We start from the raw sequence: 25,618 nt of genomic DNA, 5'->3' as shown, positions 1-25,618 counted from the left end.
ACATGAGTCACTGACTTCACCTGATGGTGTGTAATAATGCTGCACTCAGTCTTGCGGGGGGCAATGTACTAAAGGATGTTAAACAAAAGCGAAAGTATGAAAGCCGGAGTCCGGGGCGCTGCCCGGTATGAGATGATCCATCAAATGCTCCTGCAAGCTATTGAGGCAAAAACGGTTCCCGCAGGGCTGGTCTTGTTAGAAGGGCCGCTGGCTGAATTATTCGGTACCAGTCGTGTTCCGGTGCGACGAGCGTTGGGATTGCTGCATGAAAAAGGGCTGATTACTCGTTTCGAAGGGCGAGGGTTTATCGTCGCATCCGAAGGGCAGGATGTCGAACCCCAGCGTGTCACACTTAACCGTACCTTACTGGGATGGGATCAGGAACAGGAGTTGGTCGATACCCGCAGTGTAGGCGAAAAGGTACTGAGCGATCTGCAAGAGGCGTTGTCAACCTGCATGGTGTTCGGGCATTACCAGCTCAGTGAGGCAAATGCGGCGGAGTTTTATAATGTCAGTAGAAATATCATTCGTGAAAGTCTGATGCGCCTGCGTGACCGGGGATTGGTTGAAAAAGAACCCTATTCCCAATGGTTGTCCGGTCCACTGACGGCCAGAGAGATCCGCGAACATTATGAAATCCGTACCAGTTTGGAAACAACTGCGTTGCGCAAGGCGGCACCGTATATCGCACCATCACAAATAGTCGCCAGCCAGGGGCGTCTGGATCAGCTAAAAAACGGGAAGGTTACCGCAGCCGAGTTGGAGCGCGTCGAGGACGACTTGCACCTTCTTTGCCTGGAGCCAGCGGGCAATCGGGCAATGCTCGAAATTCTGCGTCAAAGCCAGTCACCGTTAATCGTGACGCGCATTTTTTACGAAACCCTCGTAGTTCCCGTTGAAGACACCATGATCGATGAACATCGCCTTGTCTATGATATGTTGCTCAAAGGGAGTTGGGATCTGGCTACCATGAGTTTGCATGAACACCTTGAACGAGCGCAGCTCAGAACATTACAGAAATTGAAGGTACTGTCTGTTTTGCCCGAGCCTGCACTGCCTCCTTATCTTCACCGTCTCAGTTAACATCGAACTATCCCGGCAATAGAACGGGGAGACATTTGTCTCCCCCGTTTTATTCAGTGGTGGTAATGAGCGGTTGTCCTATTGGGTTCCTTTGGTGACTATCGCATGCATTCCCTTTCCTTTGCACCTGATGCACCCACTCATGATCACCGGTTCATATCCAGCATCAGGCCTGTGCTTCGCGCAGGTGTTTAGCTGCTTCCACCATGTTAGCCAGTGATTGACGGGTTTCTGGCCAGCCACGGGTTTTCAGGCCACAGTCCGGGTTTACCCACAAACGCTCGGCGGGAATACGCTGTGCCGCTTTACGCAGCAGCGCTTCAATCCAGGCCACACTCGGGACGTTCGGCGAGTGGATATCATATACACCCGGCCCGATTTCGTTCGGATACTCGAATTCTTCAAATGACTCCAGTAACTCCATATCGGAACGCGAGGTTTCAATGGTAATCACATCCGCATCCAGCGCGGCGATGGAATCCATGATGTCGTTGAATTCGCAGTAACACATATGTGTGTGAATCTGCGTGTCGTCTTTCGCTACTGCTGCATTCAAACGGAAGGCTTCTACCGCCCATTCCAGATAGGCTTTCCAGTCAGAGCGATGCAGTGGCAGCCCTTCGCGCAGAGCCGGTTCATCAATTTGAATGATACCGATACCAGCGCTTTCCAAATCCGCCACTTCATCTCGTAGCGCCAATGCAATCTGTTTGGCGATGGTTTCACGGCTGACATCTTCACGCGGGAAAGACCAGCACAGGATAGTGACCGGACCGGTCAACATTCCCTTCACCGGTTTGTCGGTCAACGATTGTGCATACTTCGCCCACTCAACGGTAATCGGTTCAGGGCGGCTGATATCGCCGATAATCACCGGTGGTTTCACACAACGGGAACCATAACTTTGTACCCAGCCATTCTGGGTAAACACAAAGCCATCCAGATGCTCGCCGAAGTATTCCACCATATCGTTACGCTCGGCTTCACCGTGCACCAGTACATCCAGATCCAGACGTTCCTGTTCCGCTATCGCCTGCTTGATATGTTCTGCAATACCAATATGGTAATTCTGACTATCCAGACGACCTTGTTTAAAGTCCAGGCGCAGGCTGCGGATTTCCGTAGTTTGCGGGAAAGAACCGATGGTGGTAGTCGGCCATGCCGGTAAATTGAAGCGAGCACGTTGTGCGCTGGCGCGTACCGGATAAGCACTCAGACGCTGACTATCCTGCGGCACGATGGCCGCCAGACGTTTTGCCACGTCCGCATTGTTCACCCGCTGAGAAGTGCGGCGGGCGCGAATAGGAGCGCTGTAGGCGACAAGTTCCTGACCGTTACCGTTGTTCAACGCGTTGGTCAGCAGCGCCAGTTCCTGACATTTTTGCAGGGCAAACGCGAACCAGCTTTTCACTTCATCATCCAGACGGGTTTCCACGCTGAGGTCGATTGGACTGTGCAGCAGTGAGCAGGAGCTGCCCAGCCAAAGCGCGCGTTTACCCACCAGAGGTTGCAGGTGATCAAACCAGTTGTTCAGGTCGGCTCGCCATACATTACGGCCATTGATAACTCCTAAAGAGAGCAGCCAGTCGGCGGGTAACTGGTTATTGAGTGCGGCGATGTCGTCTTTGCCATGTACCAGGTCGACATGCAGCCCTTGTACCGGCAGTGTCTTGATAGTCGCCAGATTCTGGCTGATGCTGTCAAAGTAGGTGGTCAGCAGCAGTTTCACCTGACCTTGCAGGGTGTCGTAAGCCGGCTTGAATGCAGCCAGCCAGTCGGCTTCCAGTTCCAGCACCAGCGCAGGCTCATCGATCTGTACCCAGTCGATACCGCGTTTCGCCAGTTCAGCCAGCACCTGTTGGTAAACTGGCAGGATGTCTTTCAGCAGTGTCAGGCGGTCAAATGACTCACCTTTCACTTTACCCAGCCACAGGTAGGTAACCGGCCCCAGTAGTACCGGCTTCACCTTGTGGCCCAGCGCCAGCGCTTCGTCTACTTCATCCAGCAGTTGTGTCCAGGTCAGTTTAAACTGCTGCCCTTTGGTGAATTCAGGCACCATGTAGTGATAGTTGGTATTGAACCATTTGGTCATTTCTGCGGCGGCGGCGGGTTCTCCGGTCGGTGCACGGCCCCGGCCAATGCGAAACAGCGTATCCAAATCCACGGAACCATCGGCATTCTGATGACGGGCTGGTACATTACCCAGCAGTAGGCTGGTGGTCAGTACATGATCGTACCAGGCGAAATCGCCGACTGGCAGCAGGTCGATACCGGCGTCTTTCTGTTGTTGCCAATGGCGGGCGCGCAGGTCGCGGCCAACTGCCAGTAATGATTCCTGAGTGGTATTACCTGCCCAATAGCTTTCTTGCGCTTTTTTCAGTTCACGACGCAGCCCTACGCGTGGAAAACCGAGGGTGTGATTTAAAATTGTCATGCTTGGATTCCCATTTAGCCGTCCAGATGTTTACACATCTATAATCCGCAGGTAGTGTATTAAGCACAAGCGCAATTTATTCACTGTCACTGTGAAGGACTCTCATGATCGAATTTAAACACTTACGGACGCTGCAGGCTCTGCGCAATACGGGATCGTTAGCCGCTGCTGCCGCACAGCTTCATCAAACGCAATCCGCTCTGTCACATCAGTTCAGCGATTTGGAGCAACGTTTAGGATTTCGGTTATTCGTCCGTAAGAGCCAGCCGCTACGGTTTACACCTCAGGGTGAAATTCTGCTGCTGCTGGCCGAGCAGGTATTGCCGCAGATACAGCAAGCGCTTCAAGCTTGTCATGAGCCGCATCAGACTACATTGCGACTGGCGATTGAATGCCATAGTTGTATTCAATGGTTGACCCCGGCGCTGGAAAATTTTCATCTGAGCTGGCCACAGGTGGTGATGGATTTCAAATCCGGTGTGACCTTTGATCCGCAACCGGCCCTGCAACAGGGGGAACTGGATCTGGTGATGACCTCTGATATTTTGCCGCGCAGTGGTTTGTTCTATGCGCCGTTATTTGATTTTGAGGTTCGTCTGGTGCTTGCTCCGGATCATCCGCTGGTAGCGAAAGAGCGCATTGTGCCGGAAGATTTGAGTCAGGAAACGCTGATGATTTACCCGGTACAGCGGCAGCGGCTGGATATCTGGCGTCATTTCTTGCAACCGGCTGGTGTCAGCCCGTCGCTGAAAAGTGTTGATAATACGTTATTGCTGATTCAGATGGTGTCGGCTCGCATGGGGATTGCTGCGCTACCACATTGGGTAGTGGAAAGTTTTGAACGCCAGGGTTTGATTGTGACCAAAACCCTGGGAGAAGGTTTATGGAGCCGATTGTACGCCGCTGTACGCGATGGCGAGCAGCGCCAACCGGTTATTGAGGCGTTTATTCGTTCCGCGCGTCAGCATGCCTGTGAGCATCTGCCGTTTGTGCGGGACGCTTCACGACCCAGCGCCGGTGTACCCATAACGAAGATATGATGATAGCGGCACCAACGATAAATCTCGGCCAGTGAGGCTGTTCCTGCCAGATGGCAAAGTTCACCAGCAGTCCGGCCGGGACATGAAAGTTATTCATAATGCCGAGCGTGCCGGCATCCACTTGTGTCGCACCATAGTTCCACATGAAATATCCCAGGCCAGATGCTCCAATGCCCAACCAAATCAACACACCCCACTGCAATGATGTGGTGGGGAGTTTATGGGGATTACCAAACAGTAACCAGGCCACCACGGAAACCGCCAGTGCACCGAGATAAAACCAGGAAAATGCACTGTGCTGCGGCATGGGGTAGACTTCCATCAGACGTTTGTAGCCCACCTGTCCCATTGCAAAAAAGATATTCGCCGCCTGTACCAGCAACAATCCCCACCAGAATTGTCCATTGACGCTATCGTAGCGGATCACCGCCGCGCCCAGTACCGCCAGCAGGGCGCTCAGTGCGTAGCCCCAGCGCAGACGCTGACGCCCCAGCAGATCGTAAATCAGCGTGACATAAAGGGGGGTCATCACGGTGAATAGCAGAAACTCCGGTACTGACAGGTAGAGATAAGCCTGGAATACAAATAGATACATAATGCCGAGCTGACATGCGCCCACTAACAGATATAACCCAATGACTTTAGGCTGATATCCGCGCCAGCGCAGAAAAGGCAGAAAGACCAGAGCGGCCAGGCCAACACGCATCAGCACGGAGAACCAGCTATCCACATGACCGGCAAGATATTCACCTATCAGACTGAATGAAAAAGCCCATAGAATGGTAGTAAGAATCAGTAATGGCACAAGTGTGACTCACTCAATAACACGTAGTATAAGGCGCTATTGTAATAGATTTTACCGCATGAATTTCAGCCAACATGGTTTACATTTGTATTAATTTAAACCACTTGTCCACTTGTGTTCGGGTAATCGGCGTGTGAATGGTTAAAACTCACAGCCAGGTAAAAAACACACTGTCGTTGTGATAAGTGTCGGGAATGCATTTCACCTGAAAAGACAGCCGTTGGTCGTTTACTGATGCCAAAGGTAATAGCCTCCAATACTGAAATTCGACAGATGATCTGACTCCTGGTTTTTTTAGAAGGGTTTTTAACTTTAAAATAAAAACCACCCGGTTTCGGATGGTCAGATAGAAAAGCAGACTTAATCGGTCGTTGGATTAAATACCATCACCATATTCGAAGCTACGATTGGTGCCGTTGAAATACTGGTCCATATCCATGGCGGGTTTATCGCTGTCTGGACGGCCGACGATACGGGCCGGAACACCTGCGACGGTGGTGTGGGGCGGAACCGGCTGTAATACCACCGAACCTGCGCCAATTTTGGCACCGCGACCCACCTCAATATTTCCCAGAACCTTGGCGCCAGCACCGATCATGACACCTTCTCTGATCTTGGGATGACGGTCACCGCTGGTTTTACCTGTACCACCGAGGGTAACGGACTGAAGAATGGAAACATCATTTTCCACCACAGCCGTTTCACCAATCACGATGCCGGTGGCGTGATCCAGCATGATGCCACAACCGATATGGGCTGCCGGATGGATATCTACGCCAAATGACACGGAAATCTGATTCTGGAAATAGATGGCCAATGCCTGACGATCCTGCTTCCATAACCAATGGCCGATACGGTAGGCCTGTAAGGCATGAAAGCCTTTCAGGTACAGCAATGGGGTGGAATATTTATCTACCGCCGGGTCACGCAGACATACTGCCTGAATATCCCGGGCTGCGGACATGATCATTGATGGGTTTGCATGGTATGCCTCTTCCACTACTTCACGGATGGCAATGGCCGGCATAATAGCGTTTGCCAGCTTATTTGCCAGCATATAGCTCAAGGCATTTCCCAGATTTTCATGCTTTAACAAGGTGGCATGAAAAAAGCTTGCCAGCATAGGTTCACAGTCAGCTAAACAACGGGCTTCATCCTTAATGTTTCGCCAGACCAGTTCCAGTTCTTCATGTGACATTGCATCAACCCTCTGAAATACCCTACATCCCACGCTAATCGGTTACTTACGCTCAGGTAGAAATACTATTGGACCATCTCGCGGAAGCCCATCAGTGTTGTCGTGTTATACATGGGGACTTTCATCTTTACTGGCTCGTCCCAGTAAACTCAGCGCGGCTTCACGAGCGTCTTTACCGCAGTATAAAACTTGCCAGAGTTGCTCGGTAATCGGCATTTCTACGTTATAACGTTGGGCGAGCGCCATCACTTCTTTGGTATTCCGATAACCTTCAACCACCTGACCTATCTGGGCCTGGGCACTATCCACATCCATGCCTTGTCCCAACATCATGCCAAAGCGGCGGTTGCGCGATTGATTATCGGTACAGGTCAATACCAGATCACCGAGTCCGGCCATTCCCATAAAGGTGGTGGGATCGGCGCCCAATGCGACACCCAATCGGGTCATTTCTGCCAAACCACGGGTAATCAACGCCGTACGGGCATTGGCACCAAACCCCATGCCATCTGACATCCCGGCACCGATGGCGATCACGTTTTTTACCGCGCCCCCCAGCTGTACACCAATAAAATCAGGATTGCTATAGACCCGGAAACTTTTGCCGCAGTGCAGTAACAGTTGCAGATCATCAGCAAATTCACGATCTGTTGCTGCCAGTGCTATGGCTGTCGGTAACCCCGCGGCCAGCTCTTTGGCGAAGGTTGGCCCGGATACGACAGCCAGTGGAATATCGTTTCCCAGCGCTTCACGTGCAACATCCTGCAACAAACGACCCGTTTCCGCCTCCAGTCCTTTCGTTGCCCATACCACGCGCGCATCGGCGCGTAAGTGCGGCTTAATTTGACGCAATACGTCAGCGAACACGTGGCTCGGTACCACAACCAGAATATTGCGGCTGGCCGCCAGGGCACGAGTCAGATCGGTTTCCAGTTGCAACGAATCAGGAAAGGGAACATCCGGCAGAAACGCCTGATTACAGCGAGCGGTTTGCAAGGCGTGAATGTGCGCCGGATCGTGCCCCCAGAGCACAACCCGGTGACCATTACGAGCCAGTGTAATAGCCAGAGCGGTGCCGTAGGAACCGGCACCAATCACGGTCATGGAAGCTTCAACAGCGTTCATCAGGCATCCAGAGACGGTGCCGCACTTTCATCATCTGTCTGTTGTTGCAGATAGTTCATGAACAGTGCGTCGAAGTTGACCGGTGCCAAATTTAGTTGTGGGAAAGTCCCGCGGGACACCAGGCTGGTGATACATTCGCGTGCGTAAGGGAATAAGAGATTCGGGCAGTAAGCTCCCAGACAGTGCGCCAGTTGAGTACCTTCCAGTCCTTCAACGGTGAAAATGCCGCCCTGTTGAACTTCACACAGAAACGCGGTTTCTTCGCCAAGGTTGGCGGTAACAGTTACGCGCAGCACAACTTCATAAACATCGTCAGCCAATTGGCTTGAAGTGGTATCCAAATCCAGTTTTACTTCCGGTTGCCATTCTTGTTGGAATACGGCAGGCGCTTTTGGTGCCTCAAAAGAGATATCCTTGGTATAAATACGCTGGATCTGGAAGTTCATTTCGACGTTGTTTTGTTCAGACATGTTAAATAATACCCTTTGTTAGATTTCCTTGACGTGCTTCACCCTATACAGGTACAGGGAGTAGACGCCAACCTATTGTTATAGTCTAGTCCTGCATATAGCCTTTACCTGGCCGTCATACATCATTGCTTACCGCGGACCAACGGAAGGTTTTCACCACTCCAGCCGGTCAATCCATCCTTGAGCGTCATCGCGCGTACAAAACCCGCCTTGAGCAGGTTTTCCGCCGATTCTCGGGAGGACAGGCCATTGGCGCAGACCACAATGATTGGCTGAGACTTATGTTTTTCCAGCTCACCCAGATTGCCGCTTTTAATGTCGTTGGGGATCAGGTTAATCGCATTGGCAATGTGCCCGCGACGATAGTCATCACGATTGCGAATATCGACCACAATCGCATCTTCTTTGTTAATCAGTTGGATCGCTTCACCACGAACCACCTCTTTTACCTTGGAAAGGCTACTTTTCACAGTAAGCACAATGACGGCAACCAGCAGGCCAACCCAGGCCAGGACCAGGATTGAGTGCTTGCTAATGAATGGCATAATATCTTGCATGGGGTGTAACGACTCCGGAAATTTAGTTAAGCAACAAATATAAGGTTTCTGAGTATACCTGCGCGATACCGCAATTACAGCCAGTAAGCCAACATCGCATACTGAATCTGCGGCGCAAGACATAAAACACTGGCATAAAACCGGCCAGATGGCTCATTTTATGCGTAGACCCTCCCATTTATCTATTATTGATGTGTCTGAAGTCTGGTGGATGCACCTCACTACGGAAAAGGCTTGTCACGTATGGAAATAGAAATCCAGAGCGAGACAACTGGTAAGCTGCTGTTCATCGTGGAATAATCTTTCGTCATGAGTAAAGAAGCGTTCTGTGTACAGTTGCGAGCAACAGGGTGTAATAAGTTGCTAATCCATTGCGCCAGTGCGCTTTGCGTTGGCGTATTATTACTTCCATGCAGTGGCTGGAGTAAAGATAATCAACAACAGCTCAAGTCTATTCAGCAAAACATTGCCGAAAAAGAGAAAAGCGTTGAACAACAGCAGCAACAACGTAGCGCCCTGCTGGAACAGTTGAAAAAGCAGGAACAGTCCATTGCTTACAGCTCTCGTCAATTACGTGAAACCCGCCATACGCTGGAAGGTCTGAATAAAGATATCAGCGCACTGAATGCTTCTATTACCAAACTGCAGGCACAGCAGAAGACCCAGGAACATATCCTGGCGCAACAACTGGACGCCGCATTCCGGCAGGGCCAACACAGCGCCTTTCAACTGATTCTCAGCGGCGCAGAAAGTCAACGAAGTGAACGCATACTGGCGTACTTTGACTATCTGAATAAAGCTCGCCAGCAATCCATTACTGACCTGCAACAGACGCGGACGAAACTGGCGGACGAAAAGCAGGAGTTGGAACAGAAGCAGTTGCAGCAAAAAGATCTTCTTGGTAACCAACAGCAGCAACAGAAAACACTGGAGCAGGCGAGAAGTGAGCGTCAAAAAACGTTGGGTAGTCTGGAAACTTCTCTGAAAAAAGACCAGCAGCAGCTAACTGAACTCCGGCAGAATGAAATCCGTCTGCGCGACCAGATAGCCCGTGCAGCGCGGGAAGCAAAGGCACGCGAGGAGCGGGAGGCCAGAGAAGCTGCCCGTGTCAGGGAAAAAGAGCAACAGGCCAAGCGCAGTGGCTCCAGCTACAAACCCACTGAAAACGAACGTTCTCTTATGGCGCGTATCGGTGGGTTGGGTAAACCGGCGGGTCAGGCGATATGGCCGGTACGGGGCAGTATGTTGCACCATTTCGGCGAACCACTCCGGGGTGAGCTGCGTTGGAAAGGGTTGGTGATTGCCGCCGCAGAAGGAACCGAGGTAAAAGCTATTGCTGCTGGCAGTGTGCTGATGGCTGATTGGTTGCAGGGATACGGGTTGGTTGTCGTGATTGATCACGGCAAAGGCGATATGAGCCTTTACGGTTATAACCAGAGTGCGTTGGTGAAGGTGGGTGAGCAGGTCAAGGCCGGTCAGCCGATTGCGCTGGTTGGTACCAGTGGTGGGCAAAGTCAGCCTGCGCTTTATTTTGAAATTCGACGCCAAGGGCGGGCGGTAAACCCACTCCCATGGTTAGGAAGGTAACTCCTTGAATCCGCTAGCCTCACGCGTTGTGTCTTTTATTTGCATCTGTTTGCTGGCTCAGCCCGTTTGGGCGGGAAAACTGTCTATCGTCATTGATGATTTCGGTTACCGACCGCATAACGAAAACCAGGTGCTGGCCATGCCAACGGCTGTTTCTATCGCGATTCTGCCCAATGCGCCTTATGCCCGCAAGATGGCGATTGAAGCTCACCGTCAAGGGCGGGAAGTTTTGATTCATCTGCCAATGGAACCAATAAGTCGGCAACCTCTGGAGCGAGATACGCTCCGTCCCGATATGAGCAGTGCAGAGATTCAACGCATCCTGCGGGAAGCGGTTAACCATGTCCCTTACGCGGTTGGTTTGAACAATCATATGGGCAGCGCCATGACGTCCAGCCTGTCAGGGATGCAAAAAGTGATGCAGGCCATGGCCGCGTATCAACTCTATTTCCTGGACAGCATGACCATTGGCAACAGCCAGGCCAGTCGCGCTGCACAGGGTACGGGCATCAAGGTGATTAAACGTAACGTCTTTCTGGATGATACGCAGAATGAGGCGGATATCCGCCGCCAGTTTATGCGTGCGATTGATATTGCCCGACGTCGCGGCTCCGCAATTGCCATCGGTCATCCGCGTCCTGCGACCATTCGTGTTTTGCAGCAGATGTTGCCAACATTGCCAGCAGATATCGTGCTGGTGCGGCCAAGCCAGTTGCTGAACGAATCGGAACGGTATTATGAGCCGATGCCGATTATCACTGCGTCGAAGTCGGTGTTCCACCCGGTGAGACAATGCTATGTCAAACGGCCGCTATCACCGGTATCGCAGGCAAAAGTCTTCAGACAGCTGGAAGAAGGCATCGGCCAAAGTGATGTGGGAACCTATATCAAACAGCGCTGGCAAACCTGGCTGGAATAAATTTCCCGGGCTACTTCTTGCAGCAGCCCGGTTGGCGTTCATCAACGTTAATCCCAGTTAAGGAGAACCTTCCCGGACTGGCCGGAGCGCATCACATCAAAACCTTGTTGGAACTCATCAATGGTAAAACGGTGGGTAATGATGGGTGAGAGATCCAGTCCTGACTGAATCAGCGCGGACATCTTGTACCAGGTTTCAAACATCTCACGGCCATAAACGCCTTTTATCATCAACCCTTTGAAAATGATTTCACTCCAGTCTACCGACATGGCCTGTGGCGGAATGCCCAGCATGGCGATGTGACCACCATGGTTCATTACCGATAGCATGGTGCGAAACGCTGTCGGTGCACCAGACATTTCCAGACCGACGTCAAACCCTTCCGACATACCCAGTTCCTGCATCACATCAGTCAGTTTTTCACGTTCGACATTCACTGCCCGGCTGACACCCATCTGACGGGCCAGCCCCAGTCGGTAGTCATTCACATCAGTTATTACCACATGACGAGCACCGACATGACGGCAAATCGCGGCGGCCATGACACCAATCGGTCCGGCACCGGAAATCAGTACGTCTTCTCCCACCAGGTTGAATGACAGTGCGGTATGTACCGCGTTACCCAGAGGATCAAAAATGGCGGCAATATCATCGGGAATATTATCTGGAATACGAAAAGCGTTATACGCCGGAATGACCAGATACTCAGCAAATGCACCCGGACGATTAACGCCCACACCGATGGTGTTACGACACAGATGGCGACGTCCGGCCCGGCAGTTACGGCAGTAACCGCAGGTGATATGTCCCTCTCCGGAGACTCGATCGCCAATGTGAAAACCATCCACTTCCTGCCCGATAGCCACAATTTCGCCGACATATTCATGACCTACCACCATCGGGACCGGGATGGTTTTCTGCGACCATTCATCCCAGTTATAAATATGCACATCCGTACCGCAGATGGCGGTTTTGCGGATTTTGATCATCACATCGTTATGTCCCGGTTCCGGTTTAGGGACGTCCGTCATCCATATTCCCGGTTCCGGCTGTAGTTTCGCCAATGCTTTCATGATGATTATTCTCTCAGTTAATCACACCCAGACGTGTGCCCACCCGGATAAACGCATCCACTGCCTGCTCAATTTGTTGTGGCGTATGGGCCGCAGACATCTGGGTACGGATGCGAGCCTGTCCATTGGGAACCACCGGATAGAAGAAGCCGGTAACATAAATACCTTCGTGTTGCAGTGCCGCGGCAAAATCCTGCGCTAACTGGGCCTCACCCAGCATCACCGGAATAATGGCGTGATCGGCTCCTGCCAATGTAAAGCCAGCGGCAGTCATCTTCTGGCGAAACAGGCTGGCGTTCTGCCATAAACGCTGGCGCAATTCCTGTCCTTCCTCTAGCAGTTCCAATACCTTGATAGATGCTGCGACAATAGCCGGCGCCAGCGAATTGGAGAATAGATAAGGCCGTGAACGCTGGCGTAGCCATTCGATAACTTCACGACGTCCAGCCGTATAGCCGCCGGATGCACCCCCGAGGGCTTTCCCCAGCGTACCGGTAATGATGTCGACCCGGTCCATAACCTGGCAGTATTCATGGGTACCGCGACCTCGTTCCCCCACAAACCCGACCGCATGAGAATCATCTACCATCACTAACGCATCATAGCGATCCGCCAAATCGCAGATACCGCGCAGATTAGCGATCACGCCATCCATGGAAAACACGCCATCAGTGGCAATCATGATATGCCGGGCACCATCTGCTCTTGCTTGCTGTAGTCGGGCTTCCAACTGGTTCATGTCGTTGTTGGCATAGCGGTAACGGCGAGCTTTGGACAGTCGGATCCCATCGATGATGGAGGCGTGGTTCAGGGCGTCGGAAACAATGGCATCTTCCGGCCCCATCAGTGTTTCGAATAATCCTCCATTGGCATCAAAGCAGGAAGAATAGAGGATGGCGTCCTCCATACCCAGAAATGTCGCCAGACGATGCTCCAGTGTTTTGTGGATATCCTGTGTGCCGCAGATAAAACGCACTGACGCCATACCAAAGCCGTGGCTGTCCAACCCGGTTTTCGCTGCCTCAATCAACGCGGGGTGATTGGCAAGACCCAGATAATTGTTAGCGCAAAAGTTGATGACTTCACCGCTGTCTGCCACGGTAATTTTTGCCTGCTGGGCGGAGGTGATGATGCGTTCTTCTTTGAACAGCCCTTCGGTGCGGGCGGCCATTAATTGCGCGGTAATTTGTTGATAGAAAGAGGATGGCATAAGTAATTATTCTCCCAGGAATAGCCCGTTTTCATTTAGGTCATAAAGTAATGGAAAAACACTATTCTGACGGGTGAGGGATTGGAAAAATGCAAACTGGGTCACGAGAGAGATAGTGCGTTGTATGAGGTAAAGCAAGAGAAAGTAACGCCGGGCTGCTTGCAGCAAAATGAAATGCTATTATAGCCATCATAGACAGTGTAGGGCGTGGTGCTCTACCAGCAAGTTTAACAAGGGTAATTCCCATGATTATCGTTACTGGCGGTGCCGGTTTCATTGGCAGCAATATCGTTAAGGCCCTGAATGACGCTGGTCATCGGGATATTCTGGTGGTCGATAACCTGAAAGATGGCACCAAATTCGTTAATCTGGTTGATCTGGATATCACCGATTATATGGATAAAGAAGATTTTATCGCCAATATCATGGCGGGTGATGATCTGGGTGATATTGATGCCGTCTTCCATGAAGGCGCCTGCTCGTCCACCACCGAGTGGGATGGTAAATACATGATGGATAACAACTATCAGTATTCCAAAGACGTGTTGCATTACTGTATGGAACGTGGCATCCCGTTTCTGTATGCCTCTTCCGCCGCGACCTACGGTGGACGCAATGACCATTTTGTTGAAGAGCGCCAGTATGAACAGCCGTTGAATGTTTATGGCTATTCCAAGTTCCTGTTCGACCAGTATGTGCGTGATATTCTGCCGCAGGCTGATTCCCCGATTTGTGGTTTCCGTTATTTCAACGTTTATGGTCCACGTGAAGGGCATAAAGGCAGCATGGCCAGTGTCGCGTTTCATCTGAACAACCAGATTAATCAGGGTGAGAACCCGAAGCTGTTTTCCGGCAGTGAAAACTTTCAACGCGATTTCGTCTATGTGGGCGATGTCGCGGCGGTCAATCTGTGGTTTTGGCAGCACGGCGTTTCCGGTATTTTCAACTGTGGTACCGGTCGTGCCGAATCTTTCCAGGCCGTGGCTGATGCGGTACTGGATTTCCACAAAAAAGGTAGCGTGGAATACATTCCCTTCCCGGAAAAATTGAAAGGCCGTTATCAGGCTTATACTCAGGCGGATTTAACCAAACTACGTGCGGCCGGTTACGATAAACCGTTCAAAACGGTGGCAGAAGGTGTAGCCGACTATATGGCCTGGCTGAACCGCAGCGCGTAATCTCGCTTGCCGTAAGGAATTGTCAACGGTATGAAAATTCTGGTTATCGGACCTTCCTGGGTCGGCGACATGATGATGTCGCACAGTCTTTACCGCACCCTGAAAGCCGAACATCCGGATGCCATCATTGACGTGATGGCACCGGACTGGTGCCGTCCATTACTGGCGCGGATGCCTGAGGTTCACCAGGCACTGTCGATGCCATTGGGACATGGGGCGTTGGCGTTGGGTGAGCGCTACCGTTTAGGTGCCTCACTGCGCCATACCCACTACGATCGCGCCTATGTGTTACCTAACTCATTAAAATCCGCACTGGTGCCTTTTTTCGCTGCTATTCCCCGGCGAATCGGCTGGCGCGGAGAGATGCGCTATGGTCTGCTTAACGATCTGCGGGTGCTGAATAAAGCCGCCTTTCCACTGATGGTTCAACGTTATGTGGCGTTGGCTTATGACAGGAAGAGAATCCGCGCTGCCAGTGACGTGCCGCAACCATTACTGTGGCCGCAATTGCGGGTTGGTGATGAAGAGATTGCGGAGGTGACGTCTATCTTTAATCTGCCTGACATTCGTCCGTTGGTCGGTTTTTGCCCTGGTGCTGAATTTGGCCCGGCCAAACGCTGGCCGCATTATCACTACGGTGCGCTGGCGCAAACGCTGATTGACCGGGGATTTCAGGTGGCGTTGTTCGGATCCGCCAATGACCATCAGGCGGGTGAGGATATTTGTCAGTCACTGACGGATACCGCCCAGGAATATTGTATTAACCTGGCTGGGAAAACGTCGCTGGATCAGGCGGTGGTGTTGATTGCCGCCTGTCATGCCGTCGTCAGTAATGATTCCGGATTAATGCATGTGGCGGCGGCGCTGAATCGGCCACTGGTGGCGTTGTACGGGCCCAGTAGCCCTGATTTTACGCCGCCGTTGTCGCATCAGGCGGAGGTGATTCGCTTGATTAGCGGTTATCACCGGGTACGCAAGGGTGATGCCGAACAGGGTTATCATCAGAGCCTGATTGATATTCAGCCAGAACGGGTGCTGGAAGCATTAGCCCGTTATCTGCCCTCGCTCGGGGAAAAGGCATGAGGGTGTTAATTGTTAAAACTTCCTCGATGGGGGATGTTCTGCATACGCTGCCGGCCTTAACGGATGCGATGCAGGTGATTCCCGGCATTCAGTTCGACTGGGTGGTAGAAGAAGGTTTTGCCCAGATCCCTGCCTGGCATCCTGCCGTTGATCGGGTTATCCCGGTGGCGCTGCGGCGCTGGCGCAAGAACTGGTTCAGTGCCGCTATCCGTCAGGAACGAGCGGATTTCAAGCAGCAACTGCGAGAAAAACGTTACGATACGGTAATTGATGCTCAGGGGCTGATTAAAAGCGCGGGGCTGGTCACCCGTCTGGCGCGGGGTAATAAGCATGGGCTGGACTGGAAAAGTGCCCGCGAACCGCTTGCCAGCTGGTTTTACCAATATCGTCACTTTATTGACCGGCAACAACACGCGGTAGAGCGTATCCGTGAGCTGTTTGCTGTCAGTTTGAATTATCGTCGACCGACAGAAACCGGTGATTATGCTATCGCTTCGCGGTTTCTTTCTTCCCTGCCGACGGATGCCGGCCAGTATCTGGTTTTCCTGCACGCCACCACCCGTGACGAAAAACACTGGCCGGAGTCACACTGGCGCGAATTGATAGCGTTGCTACAACCCAGTGGATTGCGTATCAAACTACCATGGGGCGCGGAACATGAGCATCAGCGCGCACGACGGCTGGCAGAAGGGTTCGCGTATGTGGATGTTTTGCCTCGGCTTAACCTGGAGCAGGTGGCGACGGTGCTGGCGGGCGCGCGAGCTGTCATCTCTGTAGATACGGGGCTGAGCCACTTGGCGGCTGCGCTGGATCGTCCCAACATCACGCTGTATGGTCCGACTGACCCCGGGCTGATTGGTGGTTATGGTAACAATCAGCAGATCTGCCGCCCGGAAAATAGCTGCAATCTGGCGGATCTCCACGCAGCCGATGTTTATCAGCACTGCGTATCTTTACTGACTGAATGAGGCGGTTTTATTGTGACGTCATCGAATAAGGTTGAATTAAAGCGAATCCTTATTACCAAATTCCGCCACCATGGTGATGTGCTGCTGACATCGCCACTGTTCTCTATTTTGCGCAAGCGTTATCCGGATGCCCAGATTGATGCGCTGGTTTTTGCCGAAACCGCAGAAATGCTGGCGTTACATCCAGATATTGATCACCTGTACACGGTGGACAAAAAGTGGAAGAAACTAGGTCCGTTCAAGCAGATAGCCAAAGAATGGGCATTACTGAAAACACTGCGCCAGCAACGGTATGACGCGATTATTCATCTGACGGAAAGCATGCGTGGTTTCTGGATTGCCCGCGTGGCGGGTATTCCACTGGGCGTCACATTTTGTAACACCAGGCGCGACAAATTGTCATTCTGGAAGAAAACCTTTCAGTATCGCGTCCCCCGTGTCGCTCGCCGTCATACAGTGGAATCCCATCTTGATACGTTGCGGGTACTGGGGATTCAGCCGGAAGGAGAAGAGCGGCGTTTGCAACTCATACCTGGCGACGAAGCCGACCAGGCACTGGAACAAAAGCTCCGGGCGCAGCAGTGGCAAGGGCAATCGTTCATTGTGGTGCATCCCACTTCCCGTTGGTTGTTTAAATGCTGGAAAAGCAGTGCGATGGCGGCAACCATCAACACCTTGCGTGAACGAGGACATACGATCGTACTCAGTGCATCTCCCGCTGATAATGAAATGACGATGATTGCTGATATCAAGTCCCAACTGACCTATCCGGTGCTGGATCTCTCCGGCCAACTCAGCCTCAAGCAACTCGCCAGCCTGATCGGCAAGGCACAATTGCTGCTGGGTGTCGACTCGGTGCCGATGCATATCGCGTCAGCCATGCAAACGCCGGTTGTCGCGTTGTTTGGCCCCAGCGGTGACACTGAATGGGCACCCTGGATGACCGTTAATCGGGTAGTGGTATCCGACCATCATCCTTGCCGGCCGTGCGGGAAAGACGGTTGTGGCGGCAGTAAGGTCAGCGATTGTCTACAGCAAATTGGCGTACAGCAGGTATTGCTCGCCATCGATTCCGCACTGCTGGAGGCGCAAGGATGAAGCTGGCGATTGTGCGGCAGAAATACCGTCCTGACGGTGGTGCCGAGCGCTTTGTTTCCCGAGCACTGGATGCGCTGAGCAATCATAACGTCCTGGATGTCAGCGTGATCACCCGCAGTTGGGAAGGTAGTGAGCAGGCTAATCGTAACATTATCATCTGTAATCCGCGGATTACTGGCCGGATACAACGCGAACGCGCCTTTGCCAACGCCGCCCAGCAACATTTTGCCGAGTTTGATCTGGTACAAAGCCATGAACGCATTCCCGGTTGCCATATTTACCGTGCAGGGGATGGCGTTCATCAATCCTGGCTGACCCAGCGTTCCCGCATACTTAGTCCTGTACAGCGGAAATTTCTGTGGTGGTCTGGTTTCCATCGTTACATCCTGGCGCAGGAACAAGCGATGTACCAGCATCCGGCACTGAAAGCCGTCATCTGTAATTCTCAGATGGTTGCCGATGAAATTCGCCATTATTTCTCTGTCCCGGCTGAAAAAATCCATTTGATTTATAACGGGGTGAATACCTCGACCTTTACACCAGGATTAAAGGCGACTTACCGGTGTGCCGTTCGTCAGCAGCTTGGGATTACGGGTCATGTGCCCGTTATGCTGTTTGTCGGTTCAGGGTTTGAGCGTAAAGGATTGGCTGGCGCCATTCATGCCATTAATATTCCTTCCCGGTATTCACCACATCTGATCGTGGTTGGCAAAGATAAGCACAGTCGTCACTATCAGAAGCTTGCCAGACAGTTACGGGTTGCGGACCGGGTACATTTCGTGGGTATGCAACCAGATACCCGTCCTTACTATGGTGCGGCGGATATGTTGCTGCTGCCAACATTGTACGATCCGTTTCCTAATGTGGTGCTGGAAGCCATGGCCAGTGGGCTTGGCGTGATAACCTCTCAGCAGTGTGGTGGCAAAGAGTTTATCCAGCCGGGAAAAAATGGATTTGTCTGTGATGCGCTGGATTATGCGGCACTCCGGCAGGCGGTTATTCAGTCCTGCGATGGTGATTTTACCGAGATGGGGAATTGTGCCAGAGAGCAAGTCGAAAAGTATGATCTCGACTTTCTGAGTGAAAATATGCTCAATCTCTATCAGCAGTTGATATAAAAAACCATTCTGGGGTAGTTCGGTTCACATAAGTCGATTATTGGAGGAAACATGGAGATAAGGCCCCATAGGGCTGCCTCATTCCACGTCTCCTCCATATCATGGTTCCTTAGCTAAGCATTGTTCACTCCGCAGAGTTTTATGCTTATTAAATAAATCGTTGCTTATCCTGACGATATTGACTAATCCATAACGCAAAACATAACATCGTTAAATTTCCGGTTTCATGATGGAATGGCGTATTTACCAGCCCGACGACCAGTGTAATGACTAATGCTGAGCACGTGATTCCCCAGGAATTCCAGCTTGCCAATGGTGCATTCTTTTTGGGTAAATAGCGTAATAATGTTATGCCCATTGCGCCTAATAATCCAAATACCCAGCAAAACCCCCAAATACCGCTTTCAGCAAGGACATTAATATAGAGATTATGGGCATGAGAAACATTATTGAATATGGGAGTTTTGTCGCCCCATTTGATATCAATATAGTGAAAATTATCTTTTCCAACCCCAAATAGTGGGTGCTGTTCAATACTGTTAATTGCTGAACGCCAGATAGTAGCCCGATAGCTCAGAATATTATCTGCATGGGCATTGTTTTCCTGTTTAACTATCACCCGAGCGTTACTTAATAGCGCGATTCCCACAAACCCAATAATGAAGAATATTGGTAAGAGTAGAAAACGTTTTCCTCTCCTGGCAAACCCGATACTTAATGCCAGCACGACGGCAATAATTGCGCCAAACGTTGCCCGGCTTTCACCAAAGGTCACGTACACCAGGCTGAGTGCCAGCATTGCCAGCCAGAGTGTACGTTTACCCGCGGTAAATCTAGACCAATAGGTAAATAATACCGTTATTGCCATCCCACAAATAATGGCATTATAAATGGCGGCGTGGTTGACATGGCCGACTGAATTTAATGTCCAGTATTGACCATTGCCCAGATAGTAGTGATCCCAGGCACCGTAAATCAGTCCGATGAATGTCCCAAATACTGCCCAAGATACTAACCCTAATTTTTGTCGTTCATTAAAATCAGCTCGGTAAATAACCCAGCCGAAAACCATGTAACGTGCAATGTCGGTTAATGCTGTCGGATCAGTGTGGTAGGCCGAAAAAGGAGCCGCAACCACATAGGCAATAATATACAGCGCAAAAAACAGATCCCACCCAGACCAGATACGGGCCTTTTTCTCAGTAATCCCATAATAAATGACAACCAGTAATGTTAGCACCATGGCAATATTCTTTGGCGCTTCAAGTAATGGATTGATGAATATAGTGAATGCAATTAAAAAATATATTATTGAATTACTGTTAGTTCGTGGGTGAAAGGATAACTGGGACATTAGTTTTTTCTCAACAAATTGATGAAAGCAGTTTGAACATCATTAAGGCTGATATTTTTCATGCATGCAGAATAACCATCCTGGAAATTCTTGCAGGTATTATCACTTCGGTTGCAACGTTCCAACCAAGGTAACGGTCGGGCAAACAAGGTTTTCTGGTCACGGCAGGCAATAGGATTAAACCCAGTGGCAATGATGATGTTCCTTTGCCAAAACACGCCGGGGCCAAAAGCAATGGGATTACCGGGGCCATACAGCGTCAGTGTCGGCGTATTTACCCATTTTGCTACGTGGGCGACGCCCGTATCGGCACAAATCAACCCGTGCGAGTTTGCCAGTAATGCCAGTAACTGCGATAGAGAAAGCTGGCCGACATAATTTGTATAGCGATCATCCGGGTCGATGGTGTTGACAATATGCTGCTCGTTTTTACCACCGCTCCACACCGGAAGATAACCTTGTTCAACCAGCCAACCAGCCAATGCCATCCAACGTTCAGGCGGCCAGAAACGGGTAGGGTTGCTGGCACCGACATGCAAAACCACATAAGGGATTGTTGGTATTGGAAAATCGGTCTCAGGTATTGGCCAGGACGACGGGATGGGCATGACACCCTCTGTCAGTCCGGCTACGGCATCACTCCATGCCATCGGTGTTATCGGATACGGGTGCGCCTCGTTTACCGGCCAGGATTTTGCGTTACGCTTGGCCGGAGAGTGGGCAACAATCCAGCGGCTTCCCGCCGCCAGAGCCAGCCAACTGTAACGGTTGTCCCCTGGGATAATCGCCAGATCATAAGGGCCGCTTTGTATAATTTTGCTCACAGAGTCTGCCAATGCAGGATCGTAAACTTGAACCTCAATCCGATAGGGGTTCAACTGATAGACCTCCATGAACGGCAGTTTACACAGTAAAACAATTCGCGCATCGGGATAGTTCTGCCGCAGCTTACTTAGCAGCGGCGTCAGCATCACGGTATCGCCCAACAATAAATTATGAGCAACTAGAATGCTTCTGACGTGTGTCGGCGGGCGGCGCCACGGCTTTTTAAGCAGTTGCAGCAGTCCTCGAGGGAAAATACGTAACCGAGCAGAAAACTTACTCATTGGTGTTTACGTGATTTCAGGTTGGCGTGAAAAATGGTCATCATCCTGTCAAGCATGATATCTGCACCAAAACAAGAGCCAGCACGTTGCAATGCTGCCTCACTAAACCGAGTGCGCAACGCATCATCTCCCATCAGGAGCGCCAGTTTTTCATAGAGTTGCTCAACGTTTTTGGGCTCGATCAGAAAACCGGTTTCTCCATTGACCACCGCTTCATCTATTGCACCTACCGTGGTGGAAACAACTGGCAGGCCACACGCCATGGCCTGCATGATGCTTTGCGGAACGCCTTCATTGCCATAAGAGGGTAAAACGAATAAATCCATGCAATTTAGACAATCAGGCACATCATCACGATTACCGAGAAAAACAATGCGTCCGGTCATACCCATCTGTGCTACCTGCTGTTCCAGTGCCGCACGTTGGGGACCATCACCGACCATCAATAACTGCCACTGTGGATAGTCCTGAGACAATTTTTCCCATGCTTCCAACAGGTAAGCGTGTCCTTTCCATGAACGCATGGTAGCCAGAATGCCCAGTGTAGGTTGGTTTGGTACCCCGATAGTCTGACAGGCGGCGCGTTTGTCGGTCGGGCGATAGTAGGCAAGGTCGATACCGGTGGGAACCGACGTCATATGATCCAGTGGATAGTGATTATCAGTGTGCAACTGTTGGCGTAAACGCTCCCCGGTCGTCACAATATGACGGGTCGCCCGCAGATAGAGCCAGCGCGTAGTAAATGAGTTATTGATATCGGTGGAAACATGCCGCGTTCTTACCATTGGGGGTGTCTGCTTCATCCCCAATGTCAGGCTCGCTACCGCCACCAACCAGGCATCGGTGGAACTATGGGTGTTAATGATGTCGAATTCACTACCGTGCCGCTTTAACCAATGACGTATGGCAAACAACGCCACAAGGCGTTTTTTTTCAATCGGTAGCCCGACAACCGGGATTCCCCGGCTCTGTGCTTCGCGGTAAATATTGGAATGAACACAGCAAAGAATGGTGACTTGATGGCCACGTTTCATCATTCCCTGCGACTCGGTGAGAATACGGATTTCCTGACCACCCCATCCACATGAGGACTCGGTATGTAATATATTTAAAGATGTTTCTAACATCTTTTATACCTTAATCTGATTAATCTTAATCGTAAGGCGCACATAATACATGAACAGTATCGAATAATCCTGTACAAAGTGTTGTCAAATCACCTTTTCAACGACATTTCGGATTCAATGAATATGAAAGTTGTTTATTGATGGTTTGCCTATTTTTTCGTGATAACTGGCAATCTGAACTGTCTAGCCTTACTGGCTGAAATAAGAAAATACTGTTGTATCGCATGAAATAACAATCAGTCTGTAATTAATATGTTGAGTTGGTTTAAATAGATTTAAAATGTTATTAACTTTAATATGAAGATTATATTTTCCTTTTATTCAGAAATCGATGTGACCCTTTTTTAGGGGGTAAAAAGGCATGCCTTCATACCACAGTCATGCTGAATTATGTTTATTATTCTGAATCGTCCATGCTTTCAATTACTTGTTTTCTTAGTAAAATCCGCTATTACCTTAAGCACAGTTTAAAATGATAGATTTAGCCGCTGTAAATATATAGAATTCGCTATCTCAAACTATAAATATAGATGATTATGTTACAATCGCTGTATACATTTCTTCTTTACCTTATCCAGCCGTTGATCTGGGTACGTCTTTGGCTCCGGGGCCGCAAAATTCCTGCCTACCGTAAACGCTGGGGTGAGCGTTACGGTTTCTACAAAGATAAGGTAGAACCGGCGGGTATACTGCTGCACTCTGTTTCAGTGGGGGAAACCCTGGCTGCGGTACCATTGGTGCGCGCACTACGTTACCGTTATCCTGATTTGCCCATTACCGTAACCACCATGACGCCCACCGGTTCCGAACGCGCGATGTCGGCGTTTGGTAAAGATGTTTACCACGTTTATCTTCCCTATGATCTGCCTGGCGCCATGGCGCGTTTTATCAAACATGTACAACCCCGACTGGTTATCGTGATGGAAACCGAGCTGTGGCCAAATATGATTACGGCGCTGCACCAGCGGAAAATTCCTCTGATCATTGCTAATGCCCGTTTATCCGCGCGTTCAGCGGCTGGTTATAAAAAACTGGGTAAATTCATGCGAGTGCTGCTGCGACGTATCACGTTAATTGCCGTGCAGAATGCAGAAGATGGCGCACGTTTCATAGACCTGGGTCTGAAACGATCTCAGATGAATGTCACTGGTAGCTTGAAATTTGATATTTCCGTCACACCAGAACTGGCAGCCAGAGCCGCTACCTTACGCCGTCAGTGGGCTTCCCAACGCCCGGTATGGATCGCAGCCAGCACTCATGAAGGCGAAGAAAAAATCATCATTGAGGCTCATTGTGAATTACTGAAAACCTTCCCTGGACTGTTGCTGATCTTGGTCCCTCGCCACCCTGAGCGTTTTGATGATGCGAAAAGTATCGTGAAAAAAGCCGGGCTGGAATACACCTTGCGTAGTACCGGCGCTATTCCTCCAGCGACAACCCATGTCGTTATTGGTGATTCTATGGGAGAGCTGATGTTGCTTTACGGTATTGCCGATGTCGCGTTTGTCGGTGGGAGTCTGGTTGAGCGAGGTGGGCATAATCCACTGGAGCCGGCAGCACATGCTATTCCTGTACTGATGGGGCCACATATTTTTAACTTCAAGGACATTTGCGCTCGTTTACAGCAGTCCGATGGGCTGATTACGGTAAAGGACACGGCTTCACTGATAGAACAAGTCACCAATCTGCTGTCGGATGATGATTATCGGATGTATTACGGCCATCATGCCGCGGATGTATTGCACAAAAATCAGGGGGCGTTGCGATGTCTCCTTACGCTTCTTGAGCCTTACCTGCCTCAGCGGAGCCAATAATGAGCAATAAACGTCTGTCTGTCGTCCTGATCAGCCACAATGCCGCAGACTTGTTGGCGGACTGCCTTTCTTCTGTAGCATGGGCTGATGAAATTGTGGTACTGGATTCAGGCAGCACCGACAATACCATTGAGATTGCCCGCCAGTACGGGGCCAATGTTTATCAGCACGATACGTGGCTGGGATTTGGCAAACAACGTCAGGATGCTCAGAATTACGCCAGTGGCGACTATATTCTCATGATTGATACCGACGAGCGGGTCACGCCGGATTTACGTCAGTCGATTGAAAAGGTACTTGCCACCGCTGACGATAAAACGGTTTATCGTTGTGCCCGGCGTAACCTGTTTCTGGGACGTTTCATGCGTCACAGTGGCTGGTATCCCGATGAGGTTATTCGGCTCTATCCCAGCCATTACCGCTATAACGATAATACAGTACATGAATCCCTAGACTATGGTTCAGCCCAGGTGACATCGCTGCAGGGGGATCTGGAGCATCTGACGTGCCGCGACTTTTTTGTCTTCCAGAAAAAACAGCTTAGTTATGCGGAAAGCTGGGCTAAAGAACGCTTTCAGCAAGGGAAACGTTGCAGTTATATGGCTATTTTTACCCATACGTTGAGCGCTTTTGTGAAAACCTGGTTGCTGCGCGCCGGGTTTCTCGATGGCAAGCGGGGATTGTTGCTGGCAATAATCAATGCGCAGTACACGTTTAACAAATATACTGGTTTATGGGCTATGAATAACCAGCATAACAAACATCATGACGATTAAAGCGATTTATCCCGGAACGTTTGACCCGTTTACTAACGGTCATCTGGATTTACTGACACGAGCGTCACGTATGTTTGACCGCCTGATTTTGGCGATCGCCGCCAGTCCGAGTAAAAATACGCTGTTTACGCTGGATGAACGTGTGGTACTGGCGCAGGCGGTGACACAGCATTTACCTAATGTCGAGGTCATCGGTTTCAGTGAATTGATGGCGCACTTCGCACAACAGCAACAAGCTACCATTTTGGTGAGAGGTCTGAGGGCGGTATCGGATTTTGAATATGAGCTACAGTTGGCCAAGATGAATACCCACCTGATGCCAACCCTGGAAAGCGTTTTTCTGATGCCATCAGAACAGTGGTCGTTTATTTCTTCCTCTTTGGTGAAAGAGGTCGCCAGGCACGGTGGTGATGTTTCCCATTTCCTGCCAGATATAATCAACAACGCCCTGCGTGAGAAGCTGGCTTAAACGTGCCACAGCCATATTCCAGACTG

At 50.7% G+C, this 25,618-nt stretch carries 23 protein-coding genes; 12 read left to right on the top strand and 11 right to left on the bottom strand.

The window, feature by feature from the left end; all coding sequences use genetic code 11:
* Positions 1-75 precede the first annotated feature (75 nt).
* Positions 76-1,083 carry a GntR family transcriptional regulator gene (locus tag CWC46_RS01910; RefSeq protein WP_021013849.1) on the top strand — a complete coding sequence of 336 codons (1,008 nt, stop codon included), beginning with the start codon at positions 76-78 and terminating at the stop codon, positions 1,081-1,083.
* A 166-nt stretch (positions 1,084-1,249) separates the two neighbouring features.
* Here CWC46_RS01910 and metE read toward each other — a convergent pair whose 3' ends face one another.
* Positions 1,250-3,517: a 5-methyltetrahydropteroyltriglutamate--homocysteine S-methyltransferase gene (metE, locus tag CWC46_RS01905; RefSeq protein WP_021013850.1), complete on the bottom strand. Its 2,268-nt coding sequence runs from the start codon at positions 3,515-3,517 to the stop codon at positions 1,250-1,252.
* Positions 3,518-3,621: 104 nt separating this feature from the next.
* Here metE and metR point away from each other — a divergent pair, with 104 nt between their 5' ends.
* Entirely contained in the window at positions 3,622-4,557 is a 936-nt protein-coding gene (gene metR, locus CWC46_RS01900) for an HTH-type transcriptional regulator MetR (RefSeq protein WP_021013851.1), read from the top strand.
* Here the strand turns inward: metR and CWC46_RS01895 are convergent.
* The 5 genes from CWC46_RS01895 to CWC46_RS01875 form a co-directional block, all read right to left on the bottom strand.
* Positions 4,463-5,362, bottom strand: a complete 900-nt coding sequence (locus tag CWC46_RS01895; protein ID WP_021013852.1) for a carboxylate/amino acid/amine transporter — start codon at positions 5,360-5,362, stop codon at positions 4,463-4,465. The two genes, metR and CWC46_RS01895, sit on opposite strands and share 95 nt — an antisense overlap.
* A gap of 376 nt (positions 5,363-5,738) precedes the next feature.
* Entirely contained in the window at positions 5,739-6,560 is an 822-nt protein-coding gene (gene cysE, locus CWC46_RS01890) for a serine O-acetyltransferase (protein WP_021013853.1), read from the bottom strand.
* A 105-nt stretch (positions 6,561-6,665) separates the two neighbouring features.
* Entirely contained in the window at positions 6,666-7,685 is a 1,020-nt protein-coding gene (gpsA, locus tag CWC46_RS01885) for an NAD(P)H-dependent glycerol-3-phosphate dehydrogenase (RefSeq protein ID WP_021013854.1), read from the bottom strand.
* Positions 7,685-8,155: a protein-export chaperone SecB gene (gene secB / locus CWC46_RS01880; RefSeq protein ID WP_021013855.1), complete on the bottom strand. Its 471-nt coding sequence runs from the start codon at positions 8,153-8,155 to the stop codon at positions 7,685-7,687. Before secB ends, gpsA begins: the two co-directional genes overlap by 1 nt.
* Positions 8,156-8,277: 122 nt before the next feature.
* Positions 8,278-8,712, bottom strand: coding sequence for a rhodanese-like domain-containing protein (locus CWC46_RS01875; RefSeq protein WP_021013856.1), 435 nt, complete (start codon positions 8,710-8,712; stop codon positions 8,278-8,280).
* A 309-nt stretch (positions 8,713-9,021) separates the two neighbouring features.
* On the opposite strand from CWC46_RS01875, the gene envC reads away from it, so the two are divergent.
* Together envC and CWC46_RS01865 are read left to right on the top strand one after the other, a co-directional pair.
* Positions 9,022-10,299 (top strand): murein hydrolase activator EnvC, encoded by a 1,278-nt coding sequence (gene envC / locus CWC46_RS01870; RefSeq protein WP_021013857.1) that lies wholly within the window; start codon positions 9,022-9,024, stop codon positions 10,297-10,299.
* Positions 10,300-10,303: 4 nt separating this feature from the next.
* Complete coding sequence (locus CWC46_RS01865; RefSeq protein WP_021013858.1) at positions 10,304-11,218, top strand: divergent polysaccharide deacetylase family protein; 915 nt, start codon at positions 10,304-10,306, stop codon at positions 11,216-11,218.
* A gap of 47 nt (positions 11,219-11,265) precedes the next feature.
* On the opposite strand, the gene tdh is transcribed toward CWC46_RS01865, so the two are convergent.
* Positions 11,266-12,291, bottom strand: a complete 1,026-nt coding sequence (tdh, locus tag CWC46_RS01860; RefSeq protein WP_021013859.1) for an L-threonine 3-dehydrogenase — start codon at positions 12,289-12,291, stop codon at positions 11,266-11,268.
* Positions 12,292-12,304: 13 nt separating this feature from the next.
* Complete coding sequence (locus CWC46_RS01855; RefSeq protein ID WP_021013860.1) at positions 12,305-13,501, bottom strand: glycine C-acetyltransferase; 1,197 nt, start codon at positions 13,499-13,501, stop codon at positions 12,305-12,307.
* Positions 13,502-13,746: 245 nt separating this feature from the next.
* On the opposite strand from CWC46_RS01855, the gene rfaD reads away from it, so the two are divergent.
* The 5 genes from rfaD to CWC46_RS01830 are packed head-to-tail and all read left to right on the top strand — an operon-like array spanning position 13,747 to position 18,946.
* Positions 13,747-14,679, top strand: coding sequence for an ADP-glyceromanno-heptose 6-epimerase (gene rfaD / locus CWC46_RS01850; protein WP_021013861.1), 933 nt, complete (start codon positions 13,747-13,749; stop codon positions 14,677-14,679).
* Between the two features lie 30 nt (positions 14,680-14,709).
* Positions 14,710-15,762, top strand: coding sequence for an ADP-heptose--LPS heptosyltransferase RfaF (gene rfaF / locus CWC46_RS01845; protein ID WP_021013862.1), 1,053 nt, complete (start codon positions 14,710-14,712; stop codon positions 15,760-15,762).
* Complete coding sequence (gene rfaC / locus CWC46_RS01840) at positions 15,759-16,730, top strand: lipopolysaccharide heptosyltransferase RfaC (RefSeq protein ID WP_021013863.1); 972 nt, start codon at positions 15,759-15,761, stop codon at positions 16,728-16,730. Before rfaF ends, rfaC begins: the two co-directional genes overlap by 4 nt.
* A gap of 12 nt (positions 16,731-16,742) precedes the next feature.
* Positions 16,743-17,828 carry a putative lipopolysaccharide heptosyltransferase III gene (rfaQ, locus tag CWC46_RS01835; RefSeq protein ID WP_021013864.1) on the top strand — a complete coding sequence of 362 codons (1,086 nt, stop codon included), beginning with the start codon at positions 16,743-16,745 and terminating at the stop codon, positions 17,826-17,828.
* Positions 17,825-18,946 (top strand): glycosyltransferase family 4 protein, encoded by a 1,122-nt coding sequence (locus CWC46_RS01830; protein ID WP_021013865.1) that lies wholly within the window; start codon positions 17,825-17,827, stop codon positions 18,944-18,946. The genes rfaQ and CWC46_RS01830 overlap by 4 nt, the downstream gene beginning before the upstream one ends.
* Positions 18,947-19,094: 148 nt before the next feature.
* Here CWC46_RS01830 and CWC46_RS01825 read toward each other — a convergent pair whose 3' ends face one another.
* From CWC46_RS01825 to CWC46_RS01815, 3 genes are all read right to left on the bottom strand, one after another.
* Positions 19,095-20,189: an O-antigen ligase family protein gene (locus CWC46_RS01825; RefSeq protein WP_237160202.1), complete on the bottom strand. Its 1,095-nt coding sequence runs from the start codon at positions 20,187-20,189 to the stop codon at positions 19,095-19,097.
* Positions 20,190-20,299: 110 nt separating this feature from the next.
* A complete protein-coding gene (locus CWC46_RS01820) occupies positions 20,300-21,406 on the bottom strand; it encodes a glycosyltransferase family 9 protein (protein ID WP_021013867.1) in 1,107 nt (368 codons plus the stop codon).
* Positions 21,403-22,533, bottom strand: a complete 1,131-nt coding sequence (locus tag CWC46_RS01815) for a glycosyltransferase family 4 protein (protein ID WP_021013868.1) — start codon at positions 22,531-22,533, stop codon at positions 21,403-21,405. Before CWC46_RS01815 ends, CWC46_RS01820 begins: the two co-directional genes overlap by 4 nt.
* 536 nt (positions 22,534-23,069) lie before the next feature.
* Here CWC46_RS01815 and waaA point away from each other — a divergent pair.
* From waaA to coaD, 3 genes are read left to right on the top strand one after another with little or no spacing between them, the layout of a single operon-like run.
* On the top strand, positions 23,070-24,347 hold the full coding sequence (gene waaA / locus CWC46_RS01810) for a lipid IV(A) 3-deoxy-D-manno-octulosonic acid transferase (RefSeq protein WP_021013869.1): 1,278 nt from the start codon (positions 23,070-23,072) through the stop codon (positions 24,345-24,347).
* Complete coding sequence (locus tag CWC46_RS01805) at positions 24,347-25,123, top strand: glycosyltransferase family 2 protein (protein ID WP_021013870.1); 777 nt, start codon at positions 24,347-24,349, stop codon at positions 25,121-25,123. Before waaA ends, CWC46_RS01805 begins: the two co-directional genes overlap by 1 nt.
* Positions 25,113-25,592, top strand: coding sequence for a pantetheine-phosphate adenylyltransferase (gene coaD / locus CWC46_RS01800; protein WP_021013871.1), 480 nt, complete (start codon positions 25,113-25,115; stop codon positions 25,590-25,592). The genes CWC46_RS01805 and coaD overlap by 11 nt, the downstream gene beginning before the upstream one ends.
* Positions 25,593-25,618 lie beyond the last annotated feature (26 nt).

It is taken from the genome of Prodigiosinella confusarubida (assembly GCF_002847015.1).
Classification (GTDB): domain Bacteria; phylum Pseudomonadota; class Gammaproteobacteria; order Enterobacterales; family Enterobacteriaceae; genus Prodigiosinella; species Prodigiosinella aquatilis.
The sequence above is the reverse complement of the archived record's forward strand: the minus strand, read 5'-3'. Positions and strand labels throughout refer to the sequence as shown.

Bases quoted from the DNA above. Each gene is read 5' to 3' on its own strand.
- CWC46_RS01855 (WP_021013860.1), bottom strand. From the start codon at position 13,501: ATGCCATCCTCTTTCTATCAACAAATTACCGCGCAATTAATGGCCGCC.
- secB (WP_021013855.1), bottom strand. From the start codon at position 8,155: ATGTCTGAACAAAACAACGTCGAAATGAACTTCCAGATCCAGCGTATT.
- CWC46_RS01820 (WP_021013867.1), bottom strand. From the start codon at position 21,406: ATGAGTAAGTTTTCTGCTCGGTTACGTATTTTCCCTCGAGGACTGCTG.
- envC (WP_021013857.1), top strand. From the start codon at position 9,022: ATGAGTAAAGAAGCGTTCTGTGTACAGTTGCGAGCAACAGGGTGTAAT.
- gpsA (WP_021013854.1), bottom strand. From the start codon at position 7,685: ATGAACGCTGTTGAAGCTTCCATGACCGTGATTGGTGCCGGTTCCTAC.
- CWC46_RS01910 (WP_021013849.1), top strand. From the start codon at position 76: ATGTTAAACAAAAGCGAAAGTATGAAAGCCGGAGTCCGGGGCGCTGCC.
- CWC46_RS01830 (WP_021013865.1), top strand. From the start codon at position 17,825: ATGAAGCTGGCGATTGTGCGGCAGAAATACCGTCCTGACGGTGGTGCC.
- CWC46_RS01825 (WP_237160202.1), bottom strand. From the start codon at position 20,189: ATGGTGCTAACATTACTGGTTGTCATTTATTATGGGATTACTGAGAAA.
- rfaC (WP_021013863.1), top strand. From the start codon at position 15,759: ATGAGGGTGTTAATTGTTAAAACTTCCTCGATGGGGGATGTTCTGCAT.
- CWC46_RS01875 (WP_021013856.1), bottom strand. From the start codon at position 8,712: ATGCAAGATATTATGCCATTCATTAGCAAGCACTCAATCCTGGTCCTG.
- waaA (WP_021013869.1), top strand. From the start codon at position 23,070: ATGTTACAATCGCTGTATACATTTCTTCTTTACCTTATCCAGCCGTTG.
- cysE (WP_021013853.1), bottom strand. From the start codon at position 6,560: ATGTCACATGAAGAACTGGAACTGGTCTGGCGAAACATTAAGGATGAA.
- rfaF (WP_021013862.1), top strand. From the start codon at position 14,710: ATGAAAATTCTGGTTATCGGACCTTCCTGGGTCGGCGACATGATGATG.
- metE (WP_021013850.1), bottom strand. From the start codon at position 3,517: ATGACAATTTTAAATCACACCCTCGGTTTTCCACGCGTAGGGCTGCGT.
- CWC46_RS01815 (WP_021013868.1), bottom strand. From the start codon at position 22,533: ATGTTAGAAACATCTTTAAATATATTACATACCGAGTCCTCATGTGGA.
- metR (WP_021013851.1), top strand. From the start codon at position 3,622: ATGATCGAATTTAAACACTTACGGACGCTGCAGGCTCTGCGCAATACG.
- rfaD (WP_021013861.1), top strand. From the start codon at position 13,747: ATGATTATCGTTACTGGCGGTGCCGGTTTCATTGGCAGCAATATCGTT.
- coaD (WP_021013871.1), top strand. From the start codon at position 25,113: ATGACGATTAAAGCGATTTATCCCGGAACGTTTGACCCGTTTACTAAC.
- tdh (WP_021013859.1), bottom strand. From the start codon at position 12,291: ATGAAAGCATTGGCGAAACTACAGCCGGAACCGGGAATATGGATGACG.
- CWC46_RS01805 (WP_021013870.1), top strand. From the start codon at position 24,347: ATGAGCAATAAACGTCTGTCTGTCGTCCTGATCAGCCACAATGCCGCA.